The organism is Clostridium cuniculi, from assembly GCF_004353185.1.
GTDB lineage: Bacteria > Bacillota > Clostridia > Clostridiales > Clostridiaceae > Clostridium > Clostridium cuniculi.
This window is the reverse complement of the sequence record NZ_SMUS01000001.1, coordinates 170617-189306: the sequence shown is the minus strand read 5'-3', so window position 1 is coordinate 189306 and position 18690 is coordinate 170617. Positions and strand designations below refer to the sequence as shown.

17 protein-coding genes and 2 pseudogenes are annotated in these 18690 nt (G+C 25.0%); 17 read left to right on the top strand and 2 right to left on the bottom strand.

Features of this window, described 5'->3' with window-relative positions; all coding sequences use genetic code 11:
• The 8 genes and pseudogenes from EJJ37_RS00850 to EJJ37_RS00820 form a co-directional block, all read left to right on the top strand.
• Window positions 1–303, top strand: a pseudogene (locus EJJ37_RS00850) (phosphoglucosamine mutase); the annotation flags it as partial.
• A gap of 652 nt (window positions 304–955) precedes the next feature.
• On the top strand, window positions 956–1210 hold the full coding sequence (locus tag EJJ37_RS00840; RefSeq protein ID WP_133013692.1) for a Veg family protein: 255 nt from the start codon (window positions 956–958) through the stop codon (window positions 1208–1210).
• Between the two features lie 31 nt (window positions 1211–1241).
• Entirely contained in the window at window positions 1242–1970 is a 729-nt protein-coding gene (locus tag EJJ37_RS00835; protein ID WP_133013691.1) for a LytR/AlgR family response regulator transcription factor, read from the top strand.
• Window positions 1971–2065: 95 nt separating this feature from the next.
• The gene (locus EJJ37_RS00830; RefSeq protein WP_133013690.1) at window positions 2066–2269 is read left to right on the top strand and encodes a KTSC domain-containing protein; all 204 of its coding nucleotides are present in this window, start codon (window positions 2066–2068) and stop codon (window positions 2267–2269) included.
• A 245-nt stretch (window positions 2270–2514) separates the two neighbouring features.
• On the top strand, window positions 2515–2661 hold the full coding sequence (locus EJJ37_RS20025) for a hypothetical protein (protein WP_166484628.1): 147 nt from the start codon (window positions 2515–2517) through the stop codon (window positions 2659–2661).
• Window positions 2662–3204: 543 nt separating this feature from the next.
• On the top strand, window positions 3205–3375 hold the full coding sequence (locus tag EJJ37_RS20020) for a hypothetical protein (protein WP_166484617.1): 171 nt from the start codon (window positions 3205–3207) through the stop codon (window positions 3373–3375).
• A gap of 126 nt (window positions 3376–3501) precedes the next feature.
• Window positions 3502–4491: a choloylglycine hydrolase gene (gene bsh / locus EJJ37_RS00825; RefSeq protein ID WP_133013689.1), complete on the top strand. Its 990-nt coding sequence runs from the start codon at window positions 3502–3504 to the stop codon at window positions 4489–4491.
• Between the two features lie 181 nt (window positions 4492–4672).
• On the top strand, window positions 4673–5053 hold the full coding sequence (locus EJJ37_RS00820; protein WP_133013688.1) for a thioesterase family protein: 381 nt from the start codon (window positions 4673–4675) through the stop codon (window positions 5051–5053).
• A gap of 82 nt (window positions 5054–5135) precedes the next feature.
• Here EJJ37_RS00820 and EJJ37_RS00815 read toward each other — a convergent pair.
• Window positions 5136–7916: pseudogene (locus EJJ37_RS00815) on the bottom strand (ABC transporter ATP-binding protein/permease).
• 409 nt (window positions 7917–8325) lie between these two features.
• Between EJJ37_RS00815 and EJJ37_RS00810 the strand changes: the two are divergent.
• Window positions 8326–8727 (top strand): pyridoxamine 5'-phosphate oxidase family protein, encoded by a 402-nt coding sequence (locus tag EJJ37_RS00810; protein ID WP_133013687.1) that lies wholly within the window; start codon window positions 8326–8328, stop codon window positions 8725–8727.
• Between the two features lie 53 nt (window positions 8728–8780).
• On the opposite strand, the gene EJJ37_RS00805 is transcribed toward EJJ37_RS00810, so the two are convergent.
• Window positions 8781–9110 (bottom strand): winged helix-turn-helix transcriptional regulator, encoded by a 330-nt coding sequence (locus tag EJJ37_RS00805; protein ID WP_133013686.1) that lies wholly within the window; start codon window positions 9108–9110, stop codon window positions 8781–8783.
• Window positions 9111–9508: 398 nt separating this feature from the next.
• On the opposite strand from EJJ37_RS00805, the gene EJJ37_RS00800 reads away from it, so the two are divergent.
• The 8 genes from EJJ37_RS00800 to EJJ37_RS00765 all read left to right on the top strand — a co-directional run bounded on the left by EJJ37_RS00800 (window position 9509) and on the right by EJJ37_RS00765 (window position 18506).
• A complete protein-coding gene (locus EJJ37_RS00800) occupies window positions 9509–11509 on the top strand; it encodes a tetratricopeptide repeat-containing diguanylate cyclase (protein WP_133013685.1) in 2001 nt (666 codons plus the stop codon).
• A gap of 196 nt (window positions 11510–11705) precedes the next feature.
• Window positions 11706–13130 (top strand): sensor domain-containing diguanylate cyclase, encoded by a 1425-nt coding sequence (locus EJJ37_RS00795; protein ID WP_166484627.1) that lies wholly within the window; start codon window positions 11706–11708, stop codon window positions 13128–13130.
• Between the two features lie 226 nt (window positions 13131–13356).
• Entirely contained in the window at window positions 13357–13764 is a 408-nt protein-coding gene (locus EJJ37_RS00790) for a MerR family transcriptional regulator (RefSeq protein ID WP_133013683.1), read from the top strand.
• 36 nt (window positions 13765–13800) lie between these two features.
• Window positions 13801–14766 (top strand): alpha/beta hydrolase, encoded by a 966-nt coding sequence (locus tag EJJ37_RS00785; RefSeq protein WP_133013682.1) that lies wholly within the window; start codon window positions 13801–13803, stop codon window positions 14764–14766.
• Window positions 14759–16177 carry a condensation domain-containing protein gene (locus tag EJJ37_RS00780; protein WP_133013681.1) on the top strand — a complete coding sequence of 473 codons (1419 nt, stop codon included), beginning with the start codon at window positions 14759–14761 and terminating at the stop codon, window positions 16175–16177. Before EJJ37_RS00785 ends, EJJ37_RS00780 begins: the two co-directional genes overlap by 8 nt.
• 14 nt (window positions 16178–16191) lie before the next feature.
• Window positions 16192–16437, top strand: a complete 246-nt coding sequence (locus EJJ37_RS00775; RefSeq protein WP_207739604.1) for an acyl carrier protein — start codon at window positions 16192–16194, stop codon at window positions 16435–16437.
• Window positions 16424–16987, top strand: coding sequence for a 4'-phosphopantetheinyl transferase family protein (locus EJJ37_RS00770; RefSeq protein WP_133013680.1), 564 nt, complete (start codon window positions 16424–16426; stop codon window positions 16985–16987). Before EJJ37_RS00775 ends, EJJ37_RS00770 begins: the two co-directional genes overlap by 14 nt.
• The gene (locus EJJ37_RS00765; RefSeq protein ID WP_133013679.1) at window positions 16980–18506 is read left to right on the top strand and encodes an AMP-binding protein; all 1527 of its coding nucleotides are present in this window, start codon (window positions 16980–16982) and stop codon (window positions 18504–18506) included. The genes EJJ37_RS00770 and EJJ37_RS00765 overlap by 8 nt, the downstream gene beginning before the upstream one ends.
• Window positions 18507–18690: the final 184 nt, after the last annotated feature.

The following is an 18690-nucleotide window of genomic DNA, read 5'->3' as shown; positions in this document are numbered from 1 at the left end:
ATTGCAGCAATACTTAAGGAAAGTGGTAAGACTTTTAGTGAGTTAGCTGGAGTAATGAAGGAATTACCACAAGTATTAGTTAATGCTAAAGTTCCAAATGAAAAGAAAAATATTTATTTAGAAGATGTAGAAATAATTGAAGCTATAAAAGCTGTTGAAGTTAAACTTAATGGTGTTGGTAGAGTTCTTATAAGACCGTCAGGAACTGAGCCTTTAGTAAGAGTTATGCTTGAGGGTGAAAATCAAGAAGAAATAAATGAAATGGCAAATAGCTTAGTAGATTTAATATTGAGTAAAATATAGTTAATAATATTATTTGAAAATATTATTTAGAGTATGTTTTATTAAAAATTTATTAGAATATGAGAAGTATGATTTATTTCATAAAAGTTTGATATAAAGCTTAATAATATAAAAGTAATGGATATGATATTACTTTTATATTATTAAGCTTTATATTTTTATAAGAAAATGAAATTAGATGAAATATTAGAGGATATAAATCTATTGAGAATAAATGATATTGCAAAAAGTTAAGCTATAATACATAACAAGTATAAATTTATTTTAAATAAAGATAAAGAATTGTTGTTTATATGTATAAAAGTGTTGTTTGGTGAGTTAAAATAAAAAAAATGACGATTTTGGTAGAATAGAATAGAAAAAATAAAAAGAGATTATGAAGATGATTAATAGATTTAGAAGGATTGTAAAATATTCTATATTGTTAATATTTTTGATTAATTTATTTTAATAATGATAAAGAATTTGATTTATATATTAAAAGTATATTTAGTAAATTTGTTTATAAATCGAATATAAAGATTAAAGGAACAGATAAATTACTTACATTAGCTACTTGTTCGTATGAGGTTGATGATTCTAGATTGATACTCCATGCAAAGCTTATAAATTAAAGTATGATATATGGAAAGGAGAAGTTTTTATTATTTTAATGTTTAGTAAAAATGATATAGAAAATATTAAAAGTAAATTAGAACAGTTAGTAGGGAAAAAGATAAATTTTAGATATAATTATGACAAATATAAAAAAATGGAAAAAACAAAAGAATGTGAAGGTATTATTGAAAGCATATCTAATAATGTGATAGTTTTACGTAGAATAATAAATGAAAACATAGGTATTATAGAATCGTATACATTTATAGATATACTAAGCGGTGTTGTGGAAATAATAGATATAAAATAACTATAAAAATTTTTACTTAGGGGATGTATATATGTTGAGTATTTGTTTGTGTGATGATGATATAAATGTTTTAAACTACTATTCTAATAGAATAAGTGAGTTGTTAAAAAAAAATAATTATGATTTTGAAATAGAAACATTTAAAAGTGGCGAAAACTTAATATTTGAATTAGAAGATGATCCAAATAGATTTAAAATAATAGTTATAGATATAATAATGAGAAATATTAATGGCATTGAAACAACAAAAATATTAAGAAAGTATGGATATAATGGAATAATAATATTTTTGACTTCAAGTAAATATTTTGCGTTAGATTCATTTAGTGTTGAGCCACTAAATTATATATTAAAAGATGATAGTGATGACAGATTTAGTAAGATATTTTTAAAAGCAGTTGATGAAGTTTATAAAAGTTCTGATAAAAATATAATCATTTCTTGTAAGCATCAAAATAAGATTATAAATTTAGATACCATAATGTATATTGAGAGTTTAAATAAAAAAGTAATATTGCATAAAATATCAGGTGAGGTAGAGGAAATAAATTGTATTCTCAAAGATATATATGAAAATGTTAAGGAGTACGGATTTATTCGATGTCATAAGTCATATATAGTTAATATTGAATATGTACAGACGTTTAATAAATTTGAGTGTAAATTAGTGAAAGACGTTATTATACCAATAGGTAGAAAATATTCTAAGGAATTTAGAAGTACTTTTTTAAAAAATGAATTCGATTATATAATCATCTAAGAGTTGTTACTATAACATTATTAGAAAGAATTCATGGATAGAATATAAGAGTAAAGTATAGTATAAATTTATTTGAAGGTGATTCTATTATAAAAATGATAAATATATCTTCTGATAATAGAGTTTCTATTGGATATGATGAATCTAGAAGAGTACTTAGAGTTAAATTAAAAAACAGTATATATGAATATAATAGTGTTCCAAAATATATATTTTATAATTTTTTACATGATAATAATAAGACTAAACTTTATAATTCTAAAATTAGACATTTTTATAGTGTTGATAAAGTCAGATAACTTAAATTATAAATAGTATTTAAGAACTAGTTTATAAAGTTAATTAAATATATCGAAATAAGATATTTCATTTGAAATAAATTTATTAAAAGTTATATTTAAGCTAAATTAATTTTTTAGTTTAAATATAACTTTTTTTATAAAACAATACTTGTTTATTTGCAGAAAAGTGTTGTTTAAGAAAAAATTATAAATATATATGTAAAATCATTTTAAAAAAATCGATACTTTTGAAGGTAAGGGTAATGATCAAAATAAAAGATGAAGATTTTATTACTTTAAAGAGAATATTAGGAGATATGTATTTAGAAAATGGAAATATTGAAGAGGTAGTTTTGTTAAGTAAAGTAATTGATAAAATTATAGTGTCTATGCAAGTAAGTAAAAAATAATATCAAAAAGATAAAAAGAAATAAAACGAAAGAGAAGTATATATAGAACAACTAAAAATGAAAGATATAGATAATATTGTTTTAATATGTCAGATAGATAAATAGTACAAGAAATTAACTTAGTTAGAAGAACTGTTTCTAGACCTAGAAATAAAGCACTTATGAATTTAAGAAAAGATTTGTAGGGGAAAGTATATGAAAAAAGAGTATAAAAATAATAATCTATTGGCATTTGATATTATAATTAAATCTACTAATGGAGATGTTGAAGCTATAAGATTAAACTAAAGTAGCATGGTAATGTGTTGTTTCAATTAAAAGAGGGAAGAGGTATTGTTAACATAGTAAAGGGATTTCAGAAAAGTCTTTGAAGATGCTTCTGTTGAAAGTTATAGACAATTATGTGGAAATAATAAAGAAGTTCTTGAATAATTTTTATCTAGACTATCAGATACTTTAAATGAAAGTAATGTTGAAAAGAAATTTTTAGAGTTAGAGAGAAAAATAGAAGCTTTAGATAAGAAAAGAAAAAAGCTTATAGATATGAGATTAGAAGATATAATTGATAAGGAATCATATGAAGAAAAGTGTGATTATCTAACCGTTGAAATAAAGAAACTTAGTAAAGAGAAGAAAACTATTAAGGTATCATTAATAAATGAAAAGAGTATAAAATCAAGACTTAATGAATTAAGAAAGACACTCGAAAAATAGTTCATAATACACAAATACGGATAACATAATAGCAAGATAGAAATAATAAAAGTATATTTTAAAATATCATAATCATAAAAGTTTAATATGTAAAATACATAATATAAATATAAATGAGGTGACAATGTGTGTACAGCATTAAGTATAAAATCAAAGAATAATAAGTGTTTTTTTGGGAGAAATATGGATTTATCATATAACTTTAATCAATCAGTTATGCTTATTCCAAGAAATTATAAATTTCAAGATAAGGTTACGGGCGATATGATAACTAATAATCGAGCTATCATTGGTATAGGAACTGTTATTGATAATCATCATGCAATTGCAGATGCAATGAATGAAAATGGATTAGCTTGTGCAGGGTTAAATTTTGCAGGATATGTTTATTATGAAAAAGAGATAGTTAAGGGTAAAATTAATATTGCTCCATATGACTTTATACAGTGGGTATTATCTAATCATGAAACAGTAGATGAAGTTAAGGATGCTATTAAAAATATAGAGTTAGTAGATATACCTATAAATGATAAAACACCAGTTTCAACTCTTCATTGGATGATTTCTGATAAAACAGGTAAGTCAATTGTAGTTGAAAAAACTAAAGATAAATTTTCTGTATATGATAATCCTGTAGGAGTTTTGACTAATAATCCAACATTTGATTGGCATTTAACAAATTTAAATGAATATATGAATATTGCACCAAATCAACCTAAAGAAACTAAGTGGAGTAATCAAGAGTTAAAACCTTTAGGAATTGGGGCTGGTACTCTAGGAATGCCTGGAGACTTTGCATCAGTATCTAGATTTGTAAGAATTGCATATATTAGAGACAATATGCCAGACATAGAAGATGATATAACTGCCATTACTCAATTTTTTCACATGTTAGACTATGTAAAAATGGTAAAAGGGGGAGTTATTACAGAGGATGGATTACAAGACTTAACTTTATACTCTTCTTGTGTGGATCAAGAAAATGGTATCTATTATTATAAAACTTATGATAATAATAGAATAAATGCAGTAGATATGAATAAAGAACAGCTTGAAGTAGATAAAATTAAGTTATTTACATATCAAACAACGCAAGATATAAATTATCAAAATTAATGTTTATTATGTTGATTAAGTTTGATTTTTTTATGAGACAGTAAGTTTATGGCTTACTGTCTTTTATTTTAGAAACTTAAATAATATTTACATATTTTAAATAATGATATAATAGAGGATATATATGATGTTACTTAAGTTTAACAGTTAAATTATTTTACAGCAGTAGGAGGAAAATAAAATGATTAATGTAGGAATAATTGGTGAAGCTAAGGATACTGTAAATGAAAATAATATTGCAAAGACTTTAAGAAGTGGAGAGTTAAATGTATATGCAACACCTTCTATGGTTGCACTTATGGAAGAAGCTGCTTATAAAAGTGTTCAAAGTGAATTAGAAGATGGAAAAGGTAGCGTTGGAACAGTTATGAATGTAAAACATTTATCTAGTACACCTATAGGGATGGAAGTAACTGCAAAAAGTGAGTTAATTGAAGTAGATAGAAGAAGACTTGTATTCAAAGTTGAAGCATTCGATGAACGTGGAAAAATTGGTGAAGGAATACATGAGCGTTTTATAGTTAATAATGAAGATTTTCAAAAGAAAACTGACAATAAATAATATAAAATGAAAATAAGCGATATCAAATGATACTTTGATATCGCTTATTTTATTAATGATATTTGAAATTATATTTTAAAAATTATTCTGTTCTAAGTGCTGTAACAGGATCTTTTTTAGCAGCCTTCTTTGATGGTATAAATCCACCAATAATAGTAAGAATCATGCTAAGTATAATTAATATTATTGCACTAGATATAGGTAATGAAGCATTAACAGTATCCATACCTAATAATGAATGAATAATAGAATTTATAGGAATTAATAATAACAATGAAATTCCAACCCCTAATAATCCAGAGCAAAGTCCAATAATAAATGTTTCAGCATTAAATACTTGAGATATATTATTTTTTGATGCACCAATAGCACGTAAAATACCAATTTCTTTAGTGCGCTCCATTACAGATATGAATGTAATAATTCCAATCATAATAGAAGAAACAACAAGGGAAACTGCTACAAATGCAATTAGTACATATGATATAACATTAATTATTGTAGTAACAGAAGATAATAGTATTCCAATATAATCTGTATAGCTAATTTGATCTTCTTCACTTGCAGTTGAATTATAATCTTCAATACAATCAGAAATAGATTCTTTGTTTTCGAAGCTATCTGTATATATGTTAATAGAAGAAGGGGCATCTAAGCTTACTACACCAAAAGTAGTCATATTATCATCATAAGTTCCTGTAGAAATATATGCATCATAAATTTTAAGTAATGTATCATTATCTGGTGATTTTAGATATTCATCTAACATAGCAGCAAGTTGTTCTTCACTCATAGTTGATATATCTGGTGTTTCAGCTTGCATTGATGGATTGTCCATATTTGACATTCCGTCATTTGTAGTTTGCATAGAGTACATCATTGTCTTAAAGAGACTTGCTTTATCAGAAACTCCAAGACTTCCTAAATATTTCTTTGCATCTGCTATTTTTTCATCATCAGTAGATGGAGAAAATTCCATACCATTTAATACATTAATAGTTGGATTTTCTTTTTGAGCTTTAACAACTTCACTATCATCTGTATATTGGATAATATAATTAGTAAGTGCTCTTGTATATCCTAGTGCAGTAGAAATTGAGGCATTTTTAGCATCTTCTTGTGGACGAACAACACCTGTTATTTTTAATTTTATAGCGTTATTCATTAATTTTTCCATTTCAGCTGTATCTTCTTTTATAGATTTAAATGTACCATCGCCATTTGCTATATAAGTATCGCATTCAGGAATCATATAGAATTCTTTATTACATATATCTTCATAATTCCAGCTTTTACTTTCTAGTTTAATTTCTTCACCATTTTCTATTTTATTAATTAACTCCTTATATTCAGAGCTTGGCAAAATACCTAATTGATAAAGTGTATTACTAGAAATTTCATTGTTTGAATCTAATACAAGTATAATTTCATCATAAGCAGTAGGCCAACTACCATATAGTAAGTCATAGCTTTCTTTAACAGCTTCACTTACTGATTCACCATCTTTACCAGGAAGCAATTCACTAAAGTTGTTTGAACTTGATGTCATTCCAGGAAGTCCAGACATGTTTGACATTGGAGACATATTAGACATTCCCATCATTGTACTTATAGAGCTATTTTTATCTGTTAGTGTGCTTCCATCTGTATTTACAAAAGTTCCATCTGGATCTTTTGTATAAACACCAAATTTTGTGTCATAAGAGTATATTATACCATTTTCGCCTACATATTCATTTATTTCACTATCAGGATTATCTAAATATTTTTTAAATGCAGTTAAATTATTTTCAGTAAAACTACTTGTCATAGTAGATGCCATTTCAAGACCAGATCCATTTGAATAAATTGCATCTAAATCGTGATTAGCATCGTTAGTTTGTCCAGCTGTAGGTCCACCTGAAGACATTATACTACTAAGATCAATTGTTTCAGCCTCAATAGATATTGGATATGATGTCATAGTCTCTTTTTGAATATTATCAATATAAGTATTAACTCCATTGCTAAGGGACAAAATTAAGGCAATTCCAATAATACCTATTGATCCTGCAAATGAAGTTAAAAGAGTTCTTCCCTTCTTTGTTTTTAAATTGTTAAAGCTTAGAGATAATGAAGTTAGTAATGACATTGAAGCTTTACCCATATTTTCATGTTTAGGTGGAGCCATATTTTTGGTATCCACTTCATAAGGGTTAGAATCATCTATAATATGTCCATCTTTTACTCTAACAATACGATTAGCATATTGTTCTGCTAATTCAGGATTATGAGTTACCATAACAACTAATCTGTCTTTAGCTACTTCTTTTAATAAATCCATAACTTGAATACTAGTTTCACTATCAAGTGCTCCAGTTGGTTCATCAGCTAATAATATTTCTGGATCATTTACTAAAGCTCTTGCAATAGCAACACGTTTCATTTGACCACCAGACATTTGGTTAGGTTTTTTATGAAGTTGTTTTCCAAGACCTACTTTTTCTAGAGCTTCTGTTGCTCGTTTTTTTCTTTCTGACTTGGATATACCAGAAATAGTTAAAGCTAACTCAACATTTGAAAGAACAGTTTGATGGGGAATTAGGTTATAGCTTTGAAATACAAATCCGATAGTGTGATTTCTATAAGAATCCCAATCTCTATCTTTATATTTTTTAGTAGAAATTCCATTGATAATTAGATCACCGCTATCATAACGGTCAAGTCATCCGATAACATTTAATAATGTTGTCTTTCCTGAGCCACTAGGACCTAAGATTGCAACGAATTCATTATCTCTTAGATTTAAAGAGACTCCATCCAGAGCAGTTTGTTCTAAATCGCCAGTAACGTATTTTTTATATATTTTCTGAATTTGAAGCATGTTACGTTCACTCCTTCTTTTAGATTTGGAATAATAGTTATATTCGCTTTGGCAATATTATCTATATTATACTACTTTTATAAATTGAAAATAAACTAATTATAAATAAAAAGAAAACCATTCAATTTATATATGGTAATTAATATGATTGATGCTTTAAAGTCTAATGAATAGATAAAAATTAATCTTATAGTATCCTTTATATACTATAGCACTTAGAAGTAATTATAATACTTGAATAATACTATATTACTATATGGTACTTATACCACTTTAAAGTGCGTTCTTTTCACTGAAAACAATACTAGATATAATACAGATATAGGAAGTGGCCACTCAATAATAAAAAATTATAAGTGATTTTTATATAAATTATAAATAGTATTTTAAGTGATAAGGAGATAAAAATATGAAGGAAGTAGTTGAGTTTTTACAAGCAAATCATGTTCAATATCTAGCAACAGTAGGTAGAGATGGAAAAGCAAAGTGTCGTCCATTTATGTTCTGTTTTGAGAAGGATAATAGATTATGGTTTTGTACAAATAATCAAAAGGATGTATATAAGGATATGCAATCAAATCCTTATATTGAAGTTTCAATATCAAGTCCTAATTATGCTTGGATAAGATTAAATGGAAAAGTAGTATTTGAAAATAACATGGAAGTTAAAGAAGAATGCATGAATAACCCAATTGTAAAGGGACAATATAATAGTGCTAATAATCCAATATTTGAAGTGTTTTACTTGGAAAATGCACATGCAGTAATTGCAGATTTTTCAGGCAATCCACCTAAAGAATATAGCTGTTAACATAATAAAAAACGAAGAAATACTTTTAATTAGTACAAGTATTTCTTCGTTTTTTATTCTTCATTCTTAGATTTATAATCTTCTCCCCAAGCATACATAGCATCAAGAATTGGTTTTAAACTATATCCTGTTTCAGTAAGAGTATATTCTACTCTTGGAGGAACTTCAGCATAAACTTTACGTATTAAAAGACCGTTAGATTCCATATTTCTAAGATGGCTAGTAAGAACTTTTTGTGTAATACCAGTTACTGATCTCATTAATTCATTAAATCTTTTGGTTCCAGTTAATAAGTCTCTAAGAATAATAACTGTCCATTTATCACTTATTAAAGATAATGTTGTTTCTACAGGACAAATAGGTAATGTTTTTGGATGTGACATAATAAATCCTCCTAATAGTATATAAAAAGATATATAGACTTTTATATACTATATTTTATAGATTAATTTTATATTATATTTTGTTATGATTCAATAATCATAATAAAGATTTAAATGACATAATAGAATAAAAAATTCTACATATTTCCGAGGAAATTTATATATTTAATATTTTTTTGAAATATTATGCAGGAATATGATATTTAATATAGAGTTCGCTTTAATACTTATAATGAAGGTTAAAAAGAGTGATGATTTTATAGAAAAATAACAATTGATTTTTAAGGAAGTTTATAGCAGAAATAAATTTCCTTAATAGAAAGAACAAAAAAATATATATAAAGATAATGAAATATAGTATATTATAAAACAGAATGATTTTATAAGGAGATAGTAAAATGTTAGCGATTAAGAGAAAAAAAATATTAACAATTATAATATCAATAATTATGATAGTTTTATTTGGAATTGCTTCAATTTTAATATTAAATCAATCTATAAAGAGTGAAAAATCATATTCAATAAAATTAATAGATATTATAGATAAAGATGAGGAATCACTGCTAAATGAAGAAGAATTAGAAGATTATGAACTGAAAATAGAAGAAGAATTAAAAGCAGAATTAAATGGTAATAAAGATAATTTTAAAATAAAAAGTGCATATTATGCTTTGGGAGCTATTAAATTTTTAGAGAATAAAAATGAGGAATCAATAAACTATTTAAAAGAAGCATTAAAATATAGTAATTATATAGATATTAAAGATTATGAATATGAATTAGATATAAAAATATATAGTGCATTATCTAGCAACTATATAAAACTAAAAAAGCTAGAGGAATCAGAAAGTTTTTTTGCTCAAGCTAAGTCTATTGCTTTAAAAAATAATAAAGAAAACATATTAGGTGATTTATATTATGCTAGGGCAAAATCAAAAGTAGTGGCTGGATATAATATTAATGAAGCAATTAATTTAGTGAGAAAATCATTAGAATACATAACGGAAGAAAAGAATATAGTTAGAAATTATTTGTATTTATCAACATTATATAAGTTAAGTAGTGAATTTGATTTAGCATTGGAATATACAGTAAATGCATTAGAAATAGCCATTGAATTAAAGAGTAATGAACTTATAAATAGTTGTGTAATAAATTTAGGAGAAACGTATTATTTACAAAGAAAATATTCAAAGACTATTGATATATATGAAGAATTTATTAAATCTGGTAGGTTAGAAAATTCTAATAATATGCTAAGTGTATATGGATATTTAGTATATTGTTATGGTAAAAAATATGATTATACCAATTACCAAATATATAAAGAAAAATATTTAGATTTAGCCAATGAAGTTAATTCTATTAAAGATTTGATATGGTTGTATTCCAATTGTGTGGAGTTAGAAATAGATTTTAATAATTTAGAGCTAGCTAAAGAATATTTAAATAAAGCACAAAATTTGTATGAGCAATATAGCGATGAGACATATGCAAATACTGATATAGTATTAGAATATGCAAGAGAAAAAGTAGATTATTTTGAAAATAAAAATTATAATAATGCTATTGAAAATTATGAAATTATTTTAGAAGAATTAAACAATAGAGGTATTAAGTCAGATATAACATACGCTATAATAAATGAAATTTTAAGTATATCATTTGAAGAAACGGATTATGAAACTTTTATAAAATATATAGCATATTTAGATGATTTCAATAATAGTGAAGAATCTCAAGTATATACTGATAGTATATTCTCTAAAGTAATTAGTGCTATAAAAGAAAAAGAAATATTAAAATCAAAAATTAGAGCTACAATATTACTTATAGCTACGGTAATTAGTATATGTATTTTAATAAGTAGTATAAGAAAAAATAAAAAAATTAATATGTTAAATTCAAAACTTAAGGAATTAAGTATAATGGATCCATTAACTAAGGTATATAATAGAGGTTATTTAAATGAAACACTTAAAAGTGCATGTGAAAATAAAAAACAAGTAACTTTTATAATGATAGATATAGACTATTTTAAATTATATAATGATAATTATGGACATATAAATGGAGATAAAGCATTAATAGAAGTTGCTAAAATTATAAAGTCTGTATTTGAAAATGATATGGTATTTAGATATGGTGGAGAAGAATTCTCAGTAATTTCATATAAAACTATAGATGAATTAATTAAATATTTAGATGAGCTAAGGTTAGAACTATATAATAAAAATATTAAACATGAATATTCAGAAGCAAGTGATAGAATAACTTTAAGTATAGGATTAGCGTCATCTATTCTATATACTGATAATGATTTATTGGAACTTACTAAGGCGGCAGATGAAAATTTATATAAATCTAAGCAACAAGGAAGAAATAGATATACATATTAAATTAAAATTATTGTTTCCATAACTTACATAAATTATGAAACCTCCGATAATATAGAAATGTATTATCGGAGGTTTTAATTAAATATTAAAGGTAAATTTTTATATATATAATAAAAAAAACAAAAAAAGTTGAATATTTGATTATTATAAAATATTATGTATTATAGGTATAATAATATATTTAATGGAGGATGAAATGAGGAGAGTAGGGATTTTATACAAAGTAAAATTATTGGATATAATTATAATTTTTATGACTTTTCTATGTTTTATAGGAACTTTAACATTAAATGTAGTACATTTTTATAATTCTAAACAAACGCAACTTAAATTAAAAGAAAATGATTTACAACAGTATGCAAATGAATGTAAAAATTTTATAGATCAATATTTTGAGTATAATTTTAATATTTTAGAATATTTAAGAACTTATCCAGAAATATATAATATGGATTGGGATCAGCAGTATATTTTTTTGAGAGATGATAAAAGATATTTTAATTTTGAACGTTTTATGATTGTTGATTCTCAAGGAAAGGTATATTATGCAAATGATGATAAAAATGAGATAAAAGATCAGTCAAAAGAAGAGTTCTTTGGAGATGTTATTAATAATGAAAGATTTTTAACTGAACCATTTATTCAAGTAAATGAAAATCTAGCAATTACAACTTTGAGTGTATCTATATATAAAGATAATGAAAAAGTAGGAGCTTTATGTGGTGTACTTGATTTAGCTAAAATTTATAAAATGTTTGAGAATAAAAAGGTAGGTGCCAATGGATATAGTTTCTTAATTAATGAAGATGGTGATTATATAGCGCATAAAAATAATCAATATATTTTTAAGTATAATAATTTTTTTGAACAATTAAATGAAGAGGAAAATAATATAAATTTTTTAAAGGAAAGAATTAAAAATAATAATGGTAAATTAATGAATATAGTCTTAGATAATAAGAAGTATTATCTAATTTCAACCGAATTAGATTGTAAGAATTGGAGTTTGATATTTGTTATACCAGAGTCAGAGTTTTTACTTGAATTAAATAATTTAGTAGTTTTTGAAAGCTTAACTATTTTATTTGGTATATTATTTATTATTTTAGGAATGAGATTATTATTTAAAACGTTAGAAAATCATAAACTAGCCTATACTGATTCATTAACTAATATTAGTAATAGGGCAGCAATTGATATTATGTTTAAAAAATTAGAAAATAATTATAAAGTTAGAGTTGTTATCGTTTGCTTTGATTTAAATGATTTTAAGTATGTTAATGATAATTATGGTCATCATATTGGAGATGAGTTACTTTGTATATTTTCAGACATAATAGATAAAACTTTTGGAAAAGTAGGATTTATAGGTAGAATGGGTGGAGATGAGTTTATTGCTATTTTAACTAATAAAAATATTAGAGAACTACAAATTAAATTTAAAGAAGTTCAGCAGTTAATTTCAAATTATAATAATAACAATATTTATAAAATAAATATATCTTATGGATACGAAGTTAGAGAGTGTGGAGATACTATTTCTTTATTAAACATTTATAAAAATGCTGATAAAAAAATGTATGATTTTAAAAAGAGATGTAAAGAAGTTAGAACTTCTTAAGAAAAAATTATTGGGTTTCTCTTAAATATATCATTAAAAAGTTTTAAAATTTAATAAATATTTAATTAATCAAGTAAAGGTTTAGATGACAAAATTCTAATAAGTATTTTAGTTATTTATTAAAAAAGATGAAAAAATTAAGGTTTTATAAGTATATACTGTCGTAATGTAATGTTTGACATAGAGTGCACTCTAGCATTTATAATTAAATTGCAGGAGGGATAAAATGGAATATTTAATAAAAGATGCATCGAAAAAACTTAATATTTCAATATACACTCTTAGATATTATGACAAAGAAGGATTAACACCATTTGTTAAAAAGGATGAGAATGGTGTAAGAAGATATACTGAGGAAGATTTAGAGTGGATAAGAATGCTTATAAATCTCAGAGATATTGATATGCCAATTTCAAATATAAAGGAATATATAGCTTTATATTTAAAAGGTGATGAAACTGTAGATGAAAGAAGAGAGTTAATGTGTAAATATAGAGAGTATATCAAAAAGAAAATTAGAGATACAATAAATAGTTTAGAAATGACCACACAAAAATTAAGGCAATATGACTATGCTGTAGCAGATATATTAGATGATGAAAATATGTTTCAAATTAAAAAAAAATATAAGTAAATTTTGGCCAAAGTTTCACTAATTGAGAGGTGTAAATTGAGTAAAAGAATAATAATTGGTGGAATATTATGTTTTGCAGCAACAGAAGTAACAATAGCATCATATTTGTTAAAAAGAACTTTAATAAGAAATAAGGCTGATGTTGAGAGAACTAAAAAGATGTCAGGAACAGATTGGGTTAAATATATTCCTGAAATTAAAAAGAAGAAAGAGTGGCTTATAAAACAAGAGCATAATGATGTTTATATAAAGTCTGATGATAATTTAAAATTACATGGTATATTATTTCCTAAAGAAAATTCTAAAAAAATAGTTATTTGTTTGCATGGATATTCAAGTAATGCTGGGATAAGTGATTACACGGCAATATCTAGATTTTATTTAGATAAGGGTTTTAATATTCTCATGATAGATGCTAGGGCGCATGGAGCAAGTGAAGGGAAATATATTGGATTTGGATGTTTAGATAGAAATGACCTTATGAAATGGATTGAATATGTAATTTTTTTATTAGGTAATGATTGTGAAATATTATTACATGGAACATCTATGGGGGGAGCAACAGTATTAATGGCATCTGGATTAGATTTACCTAATAATGTAAAAGGTATAATTTCAGATTGTGCATTTACTTCACCGGCAGAAGTATTTAGTAATGTATTGAAAACTATGTATCATATACCGCCATATCCTATTATAAAAATAGCAAGTATAATGAGTAAAAAGTTAGCTGGATATAGATTAGATCAGTGTAATGCAGCAGAAGAAGTAAAAAAGGCAACGGTTCCAATATTGTTAATACATGGAGATAGTGATACTTTTGTTCCATGTAGTATGAGTGAAAAAATATATAAAAATTGTTCTTCACCTAAGGCTATTTTTATAGTAAAGGGAGCAGGGCATGCTGAGTCCTATTATAAAGAAACAAAAGAATATCAAGAGAAAGTTGATGATTTTATAAAAAGATATTTATCAGATAGGGATGTGAAAATTAATGCTTAAAGAAATTAATTATAAGAGCTTATATCCATTAACATCAGCTCAGAAACTTCATTTTTACACTTTAAAATATTGTCCTAAAAAACAAGTGTTAAATATAGGAACAAGTTTAACTATAAAAGAAGATATTAACTTTGATATATTAAAAGAAGCAATATATGAAGCCTATTCTAGATGTGAGTCAATGAGGCTTAGATTTGTTACAGATTTAGAGGGAAATGTAATGCAGTATGTAGCAGATAGAGAAGAACGTGATATAGAGTTCTACGATTTCTCAGGTTGTACAATGGAAGAGGCTGAATTAAAAATGAGAGAATGGACTGAAACTCCATTTGAAAGAGAAAATTCACCTTTAAATAAAGTAATAATGATAATAACACCAGATAACTATAAAGGAATATATCTATTAGTTGATCATATGACTATGGATGCACAGAGTTTAATAGTATTTTTAAAGGATATAGTTGAAATATATTGTTATAAAAGATATGAAGGAATGGAATATCCTAAGGAAATGTGTTCTTATATAAAGCAAATAGAAAAGGACTTAGCATATGAATCAGGTTCAAAGGCTCAATATAGAGATAGAGAGTATTTTAAGAATTTAATTGAAGAATCAGAACCTATATATAATGATATAGATGGAATAGAGAGATTATTAGAAGAAAGGCATATAAGAGGTAATGATAATATAAGAAATGTAACTAATGTTAGTAATAATGTTGATGCTAACATTACAGTATTTAGCTTAGAGGAATATCCTTCACATGTATTATTAAAGTTTTGTGAGGAAAATAAAATTCCAATGGTATGTTTGCTAATGATGGGACTTAGAACATATTTGCAAAAGTTTAATTATCAAGATGATGTTTCTATAATGAGTACAATTGCGAGGAGAGCTACAATAGCGGAAAAGAAGAGCGGTGGAACAAGAATACATTGTTTTCCTTGTAGAACTGTAGTTAGTAAAAATGAAACATTTATGGAGGGAATAGAGAAAATAAGAGAAGCTCAAAATTCATTATTCCGTCATGCAAATTTTAATCCAGTTGAATATCTAACATATAGAACTAATTTTTATAATAATGAACCTGGACAAACTTACGAACCACTTAGCTTAACTTATCAACCATTAACTATGAAAGAAACAAAGAGTAAAAATGGACAGACTATAAGTTTTAATAATATAGATTATAAGACAAATTGGTACTCTAATGGTGTTTGTGCACATGCTTTATATTTAACTGTAATGCATAGGGCTAATGATAATGGATTAAATTTTAGTTTTGAATACCAAACTGGTAGGGTTACGCCTGAAAAACTGCAATATATGTATTATTATATTTGTAAAATTTTATTTGAAGGTATTAATAATCCATATAAAACAATAGAAGAAATAATAGAAAGTGTTTAAGATGGGGGTTAATAATGATATTTGAAAAGGTAAAAGAAATATTAGATGAATATATAGAGGTAAATGTAGAGGATATAACTTTACAAACAAGATTAATAGAAGATTTAGGAATTAATTCTTATGAATTTATGAGTATAATAGGTGAGATTGAAGAAGAATTTGATTTTGAAGTAGATGAAAAATCTGTACTTAAGCTAATTACAATAGAAGATTTATTAGATTATATAAGTAATTTTACAAAAGAAAATGTATTGGTATAAATGCATTAATATAGATTTAAGCCTTTCAAAGATAGAAAGAAATAGTAAACTTCATAAGGAAGCATTTAGTTTATTAGAGGAAAAGTTAATAGAAGAGTTTCATTTTAAGAAAGAGGACTTGAAGTATAAGTATGGTGTACAAGGTAAACCCTATTTAGAAAAAAGTCCTCTTAATTTTAGTATAAGCCATTGTAATGATATTGTTGTATGTGCAATAAATAAAATGGAAATTGGTATTGATATAGAGGATATAAAAATAGCTAATAAATATGCTATTAAGAAATCATTAACAGAAGTAGAAAAAGGTAATATGGAACTTAGTAATATAAAAGATGAGTATTTCTTTAGAATTTGGAGTTTAAAGGAAGCTTTTATAAAGTGCATTGGAGAAGGTTTATCTTATGGAATGAAAAATGTTGAGTTTAATATAAGTAATAAATATGAGAATATTATCTGTAATGTAAGGGGATTTAAATTTAAGCAAGAAAAAATAAGTATAAATAATAAAGAATATATAATATCAATGGCTTGGGAGGTATGCAATGGGTAATATTAAGAATATGAGAGACATAATAAATTATGCAGCTAAGGAATATGGTGATAACATTGCTTTTAAATATAAGATTAGTAAAAATGAAATAGAGAGTAAAAGTTATAATGATTTAAAATATGATAGTGAAGCAGTAAGTAATGTATTAAAAAATTTAAAAGTTCTAGGAAAACATGTAGCAATTATAGGTTCAACATCTTATTGGTGGATTATAAGTTACTTTGGGATAGTAAATTCAGGTGGAGTAACTGTTCCAATAGATGATAAACTTCCGGTAAATGATATATGTGAACTTATGGAGAGAGCAGATGTAGAAGTATTAATATATGATAATAATAGAGTAGATGTAGCTAAAGCAGTTAAGGAAAGGTGTTCTAAAGTAAAGCATATAATTTCAATGACAGAAAAACTTAATAATGAGTTTTCTTTATCTTTAAATGAATTAATGGAAAATAATAAAGGAAATTTTTTTATAGAACTTAATAATGAAAAGTTATGTACTATATTATTTACGTCAGGAACTACAGGGAAAAGCAAAGGAGTAATGCTTAATCATAAAAATCTTGCTGATAATGCAACTGCGTGTGATATGGGACTTAAACCAGGTACAGTTTCTATGACTGTACTTCCTATAAATCATGTTTTTTGCTTTACTATGGATATATTAAAAGGAATATATTCTGGACTTTGTATTTGTATAAATGATTCAATAATAAGAGTTTCTAAAAACTTAAAATTATTTAAGCCTGAAATTATGTGTCTTGTACCTATGGTAATAGAGGGATTATATAATAAATTGATGGATGGTAGTGTAATGTTACCAAAGAAGCTTATTGCAAAAGCTTCTTTAGGAGGAAATTTAAAGACTATTTATAGTGGAGGAGCATATTTAAATCCAAAGTATATTGATGGATTTAAAGAGTTTGGAATTGAAATAATACAAGGGTATGGTATGACAGAGTGCTCTCCTGTAATAAGTACTAATTTACCTGGAAGAATAAAAAAAGAATCAGTAGGACAGCTACTTCCTAATTGTGAAGCTAAGATTGTAGATGAAGAAATATATGTTAAGGGATCTAGTGTTATGATGGGGTATTATAAAATGCCTAAAGAAACAGAAGAAACTTTAATTGATGGATATCTTAAAACCGGAGATTTAGGGTATATAGATGAAGATAACTATCTTTATATAACTGGAAGAAGAAAAAATCTTATAATTTTATCTAATGGAGAAAATGTATCGCCTGAGGAATTAGAAAATGAATTGTTAATTAATAGAATGATTAAAGAAATAGTTGTTAGTGAGGATAAAGATGTAATTAAAGCTGAAATATTCCCGGATTATGATTATTTAGATAGAAAGAAAATAAAAAATATTGAAGAAGAAATTAAAAGTATTGTTTATAGATATAATTTAGATCTTCCTACTTATAAAAGAATTAATAAAGTTAAGATAAGAGAAACAGAATTTGATAAGACAACATCAAAAAAAATAAAAAGACAATATATTAATAAATAAATTATAAAGTAAAAATAGCTAGATGAGTGGTCATCTAGCTATTTTTGTTTTAGAAATAATTTTATTAATAAAACAATACAAATTATACTTAAAAACAAAAATTTAACAAAAGACAGATGTTTTTAATCATAATCTTTACACGTGTTTAATATTTCCTTAACACTATACTTTTATAATTCAATTG

Excerpts from the sequence above, each read along its gene's own strand:
- EJJ37_RS00840 (WP_133013692.1), top strand. The coding sequence starts at position 956 with ATGTTTAGTAAAAATGATATAGAAAATATTAAAAGTAAATTAGAACAG.
- EJJ37_RS00835 (WP_133013691.1), top strand. The coding sequence starts at position 1,242 with ATGTTGAGTATTTGTTTGTGTGATGATGATATAAATGTTTTAAACTAC.
- EJJ37_RS00830 (WP_133013690.1), top strand. The coding sequence starts at position 2,066 with ATGATAAATATATCTTCTGATAATAGAGTTTCTATTGGATATGATGAA.
- EJJ37_RS20025 (WP_166484628.1), top strand. The coding sequence starts at position 2,515 with ATGATCAAAATAAAAGATGAAGATTTTATTACTTTAAAGAGAATATTA.
- EJJ37_RS20020 (WP_166484617.1), top strand. The coding sequence starts at position 3,205 with ATGAGATTAGAAGATATAATTGATAAGGAATCATATGAAGAAAAGTGT.
- EJJ37_RS00820 (WP_133013688.1), top strand. The coding sequence starts at position 4,673 with ATGATTAATGTAGGAATAATTGGTGAAGCTAAGGATACTGTAAATGAA.
- EJJ37_RS00810 (WP_133013687.1), top strand. The coding sequence starts at position 8,326 with ATGAAGGAAGTAGTTGAGTTTTTACAAGCAAATCATGTTCAATATCTA.
- EJJ37_RS00805 (WP_133013686.1), bottom strand. The coding sequence starts at position 9,110 with ATGTCACATCCAAAAACATTACCTATTTGTCCTGTAGAAACAACATTA.
- EJJ37_RS00800 (WP_133013685.1), top strand. The coding sequence starts at position 9,509 with ATGTTAGCGATTAAGAGAAAAAAAATATTAACAATTATAATATCAATA.
- EJJ37_RS00795 (WP_166484627.1), top strand. The coding sequence starts at position 11,706 with ATGAGGAGAGTAGGGATTTTATACAAAGTAAAATTATTGGATATAATT.
- EJJ37_RS00790 (WP_133013683.1), top strand. The coding sequence starts at position 13,357 with ATGGAATATTTAATAAAAGATGCATCGAAAAAACTTAATATTTCAATA.
- EJJ37_RS00780 (WP_133013681.1), top strand. The coding sequence starts at position 14,759 with ATGCTTAAAGAAATTAATTATAAGAGCTTATATCCATTAACATCAGCT.
- EJJ37_RS00775 (WP_207739604.1), top strand. The coding sequence starts at position 16,192 with ATGATATTTGAAAAGGTAAAAGAAATATTAGATGAATATATAGAGGTA.
- EJJ37_RS00770 (WP_133013680.1), top strand. The coding sequence starts at position 16,424 with ATGTATTGGTATAAATGCATTAATATAGATTTAAGCCTTTCAAAGATA.
- EJJ37_RS00765 (WP_133013679.1), top strand. The coding sequence starts at position 16,980 with ATGGGTAATATTAAGAATATGAGAGACATAATAAATTATGCAGCTAAG.